8 protein-coding genes and 3 pseudogenes are annotated in these 9,168 nt (G+C 40.7%); 2 read left to right on the top strand and 9 right to left on the bottom strand.

Translation table 11 applies throughout. The annotated features are described in order from the left end of the window. Positions 1-1,393, bottom strand: a 1,393-nt coding sequence (gene tnpC / locus BC351_RS38895) for an IS66 family transposase (protein ID WP_079417895.1), incomplete at its 3' end; no start/stop codon positions are given. 164 nt (positions 1,394-1,557) lie between these two features. Here tnpC and BC351_RS38890 point away from each other — a divergent pair. Next, on the top strand, positions 1,558-2,226 hold the full coding sequence (locus tag BC351_RS38890; RefSeq protein WP_079421057.1) for a TetR/AcrR family transcriptional regulator: 669 nt from the start codon (positions 1,558-1,560) through the stop codon (positions 2,224-2,226). Between the two features lie 481 nt (positions 2,227-2,707). Here BC351_RS38890 and BC351_RS38885 read toward each other — a convergent pair whose 3' ends face one another. The 4 genes and pseudogenes from BC351_RS38885 to BC351_RS41935 all read right to left on the bottom strand — a co-directional run bounded on the left by BC351_RS38885 (position 2,708) and on the right by BC351_RS41935 (position 4,281). Beyond that, positions 2,708-2,968 carry a hypothetical protein gene (locus BC351_RS38885; RefSeq protein ID WP_079421056.1) on the bottom strand — a complete coding sequence of 87 codons (261 nt, stop codon included), beginning with the start codon at positions 2,966-2,968 and terminating at the stop codon, positions 2,708-2,710. Positions 2,969-3,008: 40 nt separating this feature from the next. Then, a pseudogene (locus tag BC351_RS38880) lies at positions 3,009-3,598 on the bottom strand (GNAT family N-acetyltransferase). Further along, positions 3,595-3,780: a type II 3-dehydroquinate dehydratase gene (locus tag BC351_RS38875; RefSeq protein WP_279628411.1), complete on the bottom strand. Its 186-nt coding sequence runs from the start codon at positions 3,778-3,780 to the stop codon at positions 3,595-3,597. Before BC351_RS38875 ends, BC351_RS38880 begins: the two are co-directional and overlap by 4 nt. A gap of 288 nt (positions 3,781-4,068) precedes the next feature. Continuing rightward, positions 4,069-4,281 carry a hypothetical protein gene (locus BC351_RS41935; RefSeq protein ID WP_144028674.1) on the bottom strand — a complete coding sequence of 71 codons (213 nt, stop codon included), beginning with the start codon at positions 4,279-4,281 and terminating at the stop codon, positions 4,069-4,071. Positions 4,282-4,446: 165 nt separating this feature from the next. Here BC351_RS41935 and BC351_RS38870 point away from each other — a divergent pair. Further along, positions 4,447-4,725, top strand: a pseudogene (locus BC351_RS38870) (TetR/AcrR family transcriptional regulator); the annotation flags it as partial. 481 nt (positions 4,726-5,206) lie between these two features. Here BC351_RS38870 and BC351_RS38865 read toward each other — a convergent pair. The 4 genes and pseudogenes from BC351_RS38865 to BC351_RS38845 form a co-directional block, all read right to left on the bottom strand. Further along, positions 5,207-5,878 (bottom strand): hypothetical protein, encoded by a 672-nt coding sequence (locus tag BC351_RS38865; RefSeq protein ID WP_079421054.1) that lies wholly within the window; start codon positions 5,876-5,878, stop codon positions 5,207-5,209. A gap of 1,384 nt (positions 5,879-7,262) precedes the next feature. Next, positions 7,263-7,778, bottom strand: a complete 516-nt coding sequence (def, locus tag BC351_RS38860; RefSeq protein ID WP_079421053.1) for a peptide deformylase — start codon at positions 7,776-7,778, stop codon at positions 7,263-7,265. A 2-nt stretch (positions 7,779-7,780) separates the two neighbouring features. Then, positions 7,781-8,023, bottom strand: a complete 243-nt coding sequence (locus BC351_RS38855) for a helix-turn-helix domain-containing protein (protein ID WP_079421052.1) — start codon at positions 8,021-8,023, stop codon at positions 7,781-7,783. 483 nt (positions 8,024-8,506) lie between these two features. Further along, positions 8,507-9,111, bottom strand: a pseudogene (locus tag BC351_RS38845) (DUF3885 domain-containing protein). Between the last annotated feature and the right edge of the window lie 57 nt (positions 9,112-9,168).

Here is a 9,168-nt window from a genome sequence, read left to right as displayed (position 1 = left end):
ATTTCAGTGATGTAAGAATAGGATGATTTTGTTTAATCAACGTGGAGATAAAGCTTCGGATGGTCGCAAAGAAGCCCGGGGTCGTTTCCGAACGAAAACAGCCGGATATTTTCCGCTTAACGGCAATCATGCGAAGATCACGTTCGGCTTGGTTATTATCAAAGGGAATATTGGCATCTCGAAGATACCCCAAGATACTTTCCTTGTGGTCACGGAATCGTGCCCAAAGATTTGCGGCCTTACTCTTACGCGGTTTTCCCCTGCGCCCTGATTGGAGCAGGGGCTCCTTTTCGAGCTCGACCTTTCCCATCTCTAGAATCATCTCATACCGTCGTTCGTAGTTGCCGATGGCTGTTTCGGTAAGTGGCCTACCTAATTTTCTGGTCTTGCGGGTGATGGACCAGCTTGTATGCAGCAGTGTGAGCATAGCGCTGGCCCATCGATGCCCGTCATATTCCTCAATCCCTTTGCACTCCCGAGATAAATGGGCATTGCATAAGGCATGTTTGAAGGTAAAGTCTTTATCCTGTTTAAAATACGGCCCATAAAAGTCGTGGATCACTGTACCCGTATAGGAAGGCAGTACGTTTAGCGACTTCATCCCCGCGGTTCCGCGGCTAGAATGGACACCAAGCAAGGTCCAGTTCTTCGTACTGTTCACATGAACCCAGTGTCCCTCTTTGTCTACATGCACGCCCGTTTCATCGGCATGGATTACGGGACTGGCAAGGAGATTATGACGAATGACCTCTTCGTAGGGAAGTAAGCTTTCAGCCATTTTACGGATACTTGAAAGAAGTGTTGCCTGACTTGGCCGACACCCCGTCAACACATGAAGAAGATCGGTTGTGCGAGCAAGCGGGAGCATTTGGTGCGTATGCAAATAAGCGGCTACAGCAGTGAACCGCTCACCGTATTGGGCACGTGCATGGACGCCTTTAGGGAAGATGCCTTTCTGCAAGGTGTGGCAACATGGGCACTTTTTCTTCTCGGCTCGGTGCTCCGTCACCTCCATGACAGGAACAGGGATGTCAAAAACCTGTCGACGCTCATACCCTAGACATGCGACGTCCTCAAGTGAGACCGCACAGTTCTCACAGACTAAAACCGGATGAATAATGGTTGTAGTGGGATCGTCTATGCAAGAAAGGGTATGCCCTTTATGGCCGACAGGTCCTCCCTTTTTTCCGCCGGACTTCCGGTGATTCTTAGGTTCACGCTTCAGGTCACTAGACGGCGGCCAGCTGCTGTTTTGCGAGTTTTGGCCAAGTTGCCGCTTAAGCTCCTTATTTTCGTTTTCGAGGTGCTCAACCTTGGCAACCAGAGACAGGATGAGTGACTTAATGGATGCCAAGTCACTGAGCATAATCCGATCAATTTCTTCTATATTCATGATGCCTCTCACCTCGTTCACTCTAAAGTATTGGTTACTATCTATTAAACCAAATTTTAGAATTTGAATAAGGTGCTGAGTAGTAACTCTTTTTTATGCCTTTTGCCTACAGCATTGTTTTTCATGTATAATTAGAAAGAAGAGGATCTTTTAGGAGGAAATACATGAGCACACATACGGATGACCAGCTAGACAAAAGCCGAATCAAGCTGCTAAAAAAATTAGTTTCATCCGTCATGAAGGACGGCTTTCAACATTTGAGGATGGATGACATTGCCAAACATATGGACGTTAGTAGAGCCACCATGTATAAGCATTTTTCTTCAAAAGAGGAAGTTATAGAGGGTGTAGTCCAAGTCTTTGTGGATTATATAGAGACGCTGGAAGAGCGGACCCCTGAGGATGATGAGGCATCGTTTGCAGCTTGGTTTCAGCGTTTGTTTGGACAAACCGTTTCGCTCGTCGGGACCATTACAGATGTATTTCTTAAGGAACTTCAAACCGCATATCCGGATTTGTACGATCAATTGAAAGCCGCTTTAACCAAACGCGAACAACAGATCTTGGAATTTTATCGAGACGGGAAAAACAAGGGCATTTTCAATCTGATCAACGAAAATTTTATGCTGCTTCAAGACAATCTTTTGCTGCGGGAAATTATCAATGCGAAATATTTGCTTTATAACCAAGTCTCCATCAGACAGGTGCTCAACGATTACTACCAATTCAAAAAAATGCAATTTTTCAAAGCCGAAAAACTGCCTCTCGTCGATGATTCCAAAATAGATCCCATTATTGATCATTTTGTGGAAAAGTTTAATCGGAGATTGTAGTCTCCATTTAAAATGATGACTACCTTTTCCTTTTTTGTGCCCTTTATCTACATAGCGATGAGCCTCTGGCGACTATGAGGAAGACACATCCAATTCCATGGATTAATCTAAAAGATCCTTATACATATGCACTCGGGAATCATCCTTATAATCTTCGTTAAATCCGCTTAATTCATAGAATTTTATGGCATCCGACCAAGTGATATTAGTTTCTAAAACCAATTTATGGTAAGCTTGCTAATAATGCTTTTTTTTCAATCTCCTTAATCAGAACCTGTGCAAGACCTTGTCGTCTAAACCCCTTAACGACAGACATTCTAGCTATAGAGATGTGGAACTAGTTATATGTCGATTCAAGTATGATATGTAGATTGTTAACTGATAAATTGGGAATTATATACTCTGCAACAGAAATAAAATAAAAATTCGGGAGGACTTTATGCGCGCGTTATCAAAATCTTTTCTATTAATTTTATTCATTTTATTTGCTTCGTATTGGTATGGAGATCAATCCTTCGCTACCTTGTATTAGATCAAACTCATCATAATTAAAGATACCGTGACTAATCCCCATCGCTTCCAAGTAAAGCCGCTGGCCCTCTTTGTGAAGAGTATCAAAAATAAAGCTGGACTTCCCTGACCCGCTAACGCCAGTTACCACAATAAATTTATACTTTGGAATTTCAATATTGATGTGATTCAGGTTATGGATTCTTGCATTGAACACTTCAATTTTATTCAAACTATTCCTCCTCAACGCTTAATCACCAAATGGATAAAAGCTACTTTCTGTCTCCATTTGGTCCCAAGTACTCTTCTTTTAAAATACTGAATATATCTAAATCGACCAATCCTTTTCCACTCCATATATTCGCCTGCCGCAAGGTTCCTTCTTTTAAAAACCCATTTTTGAGCAGTACCTGTTTGGAGACACCGTTCTCCAGCATGACCTCGGCCTGAACTCGATTCAAAACCGCTTCTAAGAACAGGAATTCAACCAAAGTACGTAACGCCCCTCAGTTGCTATTCCTTGATTCCAATAAGATTGATTCAAAAAATATCCAACTGTCGCTGTATTGATTTGCGAGTTAAATTCCATGGCTTCTGCAATACCAACCACTTTATCTGGGCTCTTAATCTCACAAATGCCCCACTTAATTCTTTTTTTCTTTACATAGTCTCTATCAAAATGCGTGATCATGCTCCGTACTGTATGAATATCCTTCTTAGGAATAATTCCGCAAAATTTGAATACTTCAGCATTGCTGTATATACGGTGAACAGCCTCCGTATCGGAATCTATAATTTCCCTTAGCTGCAATTTATCCGATTGAATGATTGGGAATTTGTTAAACAAGACATCTGCATTCATCCATTTGCTCCTCGCACGTTAATTTCTGCTGTTTTTCCATCCAAATATTGCTTCATTCCTCGTAAGCCCAATTCGTATACCGCATCCTTCAAGCCAATCACATGTCCGATCGCCATCTCAGAAAAAGCTGATTCAGTATGCCAGCCGCCTCTACTGAATATATTGGACATATGAACTTCGATATAAGGAACGACGGATCCATTGTTTACGAGCGCGAAAAAACATTACGGGAACAAGCGCATTTCTGGGATGAGGTATCAGATCGTATAATTGATGTAGAACCCAATCTGCGCGGGATGCTGAAACGGATCCGAACGCAAATCAACCTTCTCTGCATGCACTGAAATGCAATCCCTCGATGGTCACATCCCGAGCTTCTTGCCCAATTCTGGTACGTGTCCCTACCAAGCTTCGAGGGTTCGTCTGCCGGATGATCCGCTGTTCTACTGCCACTGTTGGTACAAAACCAGTCATTTTGTCGAAACCGTCCTCTTCCGAAAATGGGCCGCACCGACCGCGAGATCGTATCTGCGTCTTCCTTCACGGTAGAGGAAATCGTAGGCTAGTGTCGACTTTCCAGAGCAACTCACCCCAGTAATGACGACAAACCGTCCCTTCGGAATTTCCATAGTGAGAGATTTCAAATTATGCAGTCTTGCTCCGCGGATACATATGGGTTTCATGCGCCTGGCTCTCCCTTTCTTTGACATCTCGTACGTTGAGCTAATGGACAGGAGAGCTTAATTATCCATTTTATCATCTTATAGTTGGCCCAACGACACACATTTTATTTCCTTCACAATTTCGAGTCGTTGATCGTTCGTGATAAACAGATCTGCATTTGCTGTACTATGTGCAAAAGAAGAAATACATCGCTTGTACCTGTATTCGAAATTCAAATAAAGGAAAAAATTCAAACGATACTTCTTTCCTTTATAGACAAAGACAAGATGCTATCGACTCCAAACGCGCAATTCTTAATAAATACAGCTTCTATCATGTTAAGTTGGGGGATGTACGGGACGGCTTACGTTTGGAACAAAGAGGGGCGTCTAATAAGTGCGGAATCATTCGTTAAACAGTCTTTGCCCTTAGTGGTGAACGGAGCCAAAGAACTGCTGGGATAGGTCCTTTCGCTATTGCTCTGCCCTTTCAGATGAAACCATTAACTTGAATCACCGGTTGTTGTGCATCACACATCCCGCTATCCTTGTATGCTGTACGACGACCTGGCCCCAATCTCGTGATCATCCTTTCCGATCGTCGACTTGCACAGCATCTTTGTCTTGCCAATTCTGGATAGCAAGATTAAGAGAAGTTCTATCCAAAGAAAACCACTCCATTGTCAGGAGTGGCTTTGTCTTTATATACTGATGTATATCTTATGGTCAAACTGTACTTTGTGTTTGAACCGTATCATCGGTAGTGGTAAAGCGGAGAATCGAAATAAAGGTTGAAGCCTCGATGTTAAGTCTTCAGCTGGGAGCATAATATTATTGTCAGCATGTCAAGGAGGGGGCAAATTTGCTCTCCTCCACCGCCAGTAGCCCGACCGCATGAGGTCGGGCTTTTGCCTGTTTACGAGCAGAATTATAGACGAGTGCGGTTTTATTTTGATTCATATTTCATGCTCACGTTTTTGTATTTTTCAATTGCCTCCAAAATGGATGGATCGTGCATCCACTTTTCCACTTTTTTCTTGGCTTGCTCGACCGTACCATTTGTCGCTTGCGCAGCCACCACGTTTGGGTCTAGTTTTTTTCCGTTGATTGAACCAATTACATAGCCTTTGACGAACGACTTCTCCTCCGAAGACAATCCAGCTAACGCTTCGTCGATTTGCTTTTGAACATTCATAGATGCTGCTTCCGACTTCGGCTTCCACTCTGCAATGTATTGGTCAAGTTGCTGTTGAGTCAAAACTCCCTCAATTGGCTTTGCGAATTGGATATACGAGTACTTTGTTATTGGGTCGTTATCCGCCGCGAGCATAAAAATGGTGTAATCGTACACGCTGCGCTCTGTTTGATATAGACCCGAGTCCGCATTTTTGAAATGGTCGAAATCCAGCAAAACAGCGTTCTTTGCGTTCTCATATTCTTTATTTTTCAAAAACACCAGAGCTACTTCCAATCGCTGCTGTGATTGTTCCCCCTGTTTCTTCAGCTCGTATGCAAAGAGATTATTTTCCGTTGGATCATAGTGGTGGAAGAATGCGATGTATATAACAAAGCAAACCACAACAATGCTAAGAGCACTTAATGTAGCACGGTAACTCATGCGAACGCCTCCCCCAGTTTCTCTCTCTATTAAAACTATTATTTTCCTAAGTGCAAGGGATCGTCAATCTATTTGTTGATTCGGTTACGTCAGCATATTTGTCCGAATCTTTTTGGGGAATCAAATGTAAAGAATAAATTAAACTTAAAGTAACAGGGAAATACTGGTAAATATTGAAATTAAGTATTAATGCTTATCATCCGGTTGGTTGAGGAGGAATATTGTGACTACGACTGGATATAATATGTACCTCCATCCCATAGCCCCCAATCGTGAAAATCCAAAGAAGACATAGAAAATTTAACAGAAGACGAACTTTTTATAGATATTCCATAATATGATTCACCTCTAGAATCATTTGGTGTAACTATAGCGGGAACACCCCAAGTTGTATTATCGTGATACTCATGTTAAATCCACTTGGAATATTAGCATTTGTATCAGTGGGAGATATCTGAATAACAATATTTGCAATATCTGTCGATCCGCCCTGTCCGTCTGTATCTGTCGGACCACTGATACCCGTACTACTACTAAATGTTATCGTACCCGATCCCACCGCAGCGTCCAAGGGGAGATAAAAAAACAAAACATTGCTATTAACGAGATTAGAGTCCCGCAGAGACTTTTTCTCATAGATTTAAGTGAAAAAACAGTTTCATTCATTCCTTTTTTTCTTTTAATCTAAATAGATCCATATATAATTTCTCCTTAATATCTTGTTGCTACTTTACAAGAATTGTAATATTTAAAAGTCTTAATGATCAGATCATATTCAAATCCGGGAAGGCCTGCCGCTCTCTGTTAAGCGGACGTGCACCGATGGCTCTGATATATCGATACAGCTTCGACAGCATACCCCGTATCTCGAAAAGTACATGTTCCAAGTCCAGATAGGATGTCGTTTAGCCAACGCTTTCAGGAAATAGATTAATGATTTTTGCAAAATATCTTGTTTACTTGACTCAAAAAGTTTCAAATATGGTATCTATCTTTACCAAAAAGATTCCCCCTTTATTTGATATCTGCACTCCCCACCATAACTTTAGATCATAAGACTCTTTACTTTTTCTATCGATAAACACATACAAAAGCCCTTCTGTAATCGACAATTTCTACCATCATCTAACAAAAAATAGCTCAAGCATGGTGCTACTTGAGCTACTGAAATATTGTATAAATGTTCGGTGAAAATAAAGTATTAGACAGGAGTCATTGATTTGACTCAGCTTTTGAATTGAAAAAAGGAAAGCTTTTGAAGAATAAGTTTTAGACTGCTCCATTAAAAGATACAGCGGCGGACCAAGACTTGAAAAATAAGTCTTAGACTGCCGCTGTTGTTATTCAACTAACGTGTCCCGTTAGTTGAATTCCATCTATAAAGCTAATTGTTATATGTTAACTTAGTCACTTCAAGCAGATTCGCCCTCATATTAGTTTCCTCATTATAAAAGAAACCATCTTTAATGTGATCTATGTAGAGAATTCCATTTAAATGATCTATTTCGTGTTGGATGCATCTTGCAAGTAACCCCTCACCTTCAATAATAGACTCTGAACCGGATCTAGTTAAACTTTTTATTTTTACTGACTGAGATCTTCTCACTACACCTGCGTAACCCGGATAGGATAAACATCCCTCAGGTCCTACTTGTTCCCCGCTTTGATAAATTATCTCGGGATTAATTAGCTCAATTAAACCTTCACCGCAATCCATAACAATAACTCTTCTTAGAATCCCGACTTGAGGAGCGGCTAAGCCAGCTCGACCATCCGAAGCATAGAGTGTCTCAGTCATATCATCAAGAAGTTTTATAATTCTTGGAGTAATGTTTTCAACTGGCTTAGAAAACTTTCGAAGAATAGGATCTCCGAACGGCAAAATAGCCTTTATAGTCATTGTTAAGCACCCTTTGTGCGTGATGATGGAGTATGGACCCATAAGTCATTTGGATTACATTCTAAAGCTGTACATAATGCATCAAGAGTGTCTGCCTTCATTTGTTTCGGGCTTCCTGATAATAAAGCACTGATGGAAGGTGCAGAAAGATTATAGTCTGCCTTTTCATTTAAAAGACGCCCCAATGCTGCACCTGACCATATACCTCTGTCAGCCATTATTTTTCTCAACATCCATTCGAGCAAGTCGAACACCCCTCGTTTTTGTTAGTTATTACCTAATTAAATTAGGTGACACCTAATAAATATACTACCATTAAATTGGGATATATTCAACTATACTGCCCGTCCCTCGGTTCAATCATAGGTATCCTTTCCAGGTATTTCTATATCCACCTCATTCACTCCCGAACCCATCTGTCGGGAATGAGATCAAGTTCTTGTTAAAATCGGGAATGGGATCAAGTTCTTGTCATTGGCTCGTGACAAGAACTTGATCCCATAAAATAAAAAAACCGCGATTTACGCGGTAATTAATGAGATAATGTTCTTGTCACCCGATACTTCTTATGTCGGTTGACAAGAACTTGATGTCATAAATGGACAGCATATATTGCACCTCCTTATGCAGTAATATTTGTCCCACAACCTATTCGCACTTTCCTGCCCGATAGCTTAATGAGGCTGCCACTCGTTTCGCGGCGGCAGCCAGGTTTAAGGAATACATTGTCATATGTTGCAATTAGCTAGTATTGGGTCAATTCTTGCTCTATCGTATTTTAATATCCATTCATGATAATCTCGATAGATGTTTATCAACGCTTCTTTTGATGAAGCGACTACATCACATCCCCTATCATCATATACATGAAATATAGTTCCTGCGGAAATATTGACAAAAAAACATCATGATAAATCAAAGGTCTGATTGCAACATCATTATTACATATTGCCTTAATCAAACTTCCATACTTAATGTTCCTTCCGTAACACTTTAAAATGAACCGATGTGTTTCAAAATCATCTATCTCATAAACATTAGCAAAAACATAAGGAATTACTTTGTGCTGTAAGCATTTCAGTACATCTTTATTATTAATATATCTTCTATAAACCTTGGGCTTTCGTCTTAATGGATTTGGTTCATCAGCAAAATGTGCATTAGATACAATATATATTTCATCATTAGCTTTATGTAAATACCTGTAGATACTAAGTGCCCTATCATAAACTTGTTCCATATATAATGCTTTATCAACCTTGAACAGCGGTGGGTTTCCAAGTTCAAAACGAATGCCATAGTCCCAATTATAGAAAAGAGGTGGGCAAAGCATTAGGTTGGGAAAATACTTCTGTAAATAGTCATCCAGAGCCATCAGACACCTCTTTTA

The organism is Paenibacillus ferrarius (assembly GCF_002027705.1).
In the GTDB taxonomy this organism is placed as follows: domain Bacteria; phylum Bacillota; class Bacilli; order Paenibacillales; family NBRC-103111; genus Paenibacillus_E; species Paenibacillus_E ferrarius.
Note: the sequence above shows the minus strand (reverse complement) of the source record. Positions and strands in the feature narration are given on the sequence as shown.

What these genes read in the sequence shown, in the direction of transcription:
- BC351_RS38890 (WP_079421057.1), top strand. Translation starts at nt 1,558, where the DNA reads ATGAGCACACATACGGATGACCAGCTAGACAAAAGCCGAATCAAGCTG.
- BC351_RS41935 (WP_144028674.1), bottom strand. Translation starts at nt 4,281, where the DNA reads ATGAAACCCATATGTATCCGCGGAGCAAGACTGCATAATTTGAAATCT.
- BC351_RS38865 (WP_079421054.1), bottom strand. Translation starts at nt 5,878, where the DNA reads ATGAGTTACCGTGCTACATTAAGTGCTCTTAGCATTGTTGTGGTTTGC.
- def (WP_079421053.1), bottom strand. Translation starts at nt 7,778, where the DNA reads ATGACTATAAAGGCTATTTTGCCGTTCGGAGATCCTATTCTTCGAAAG.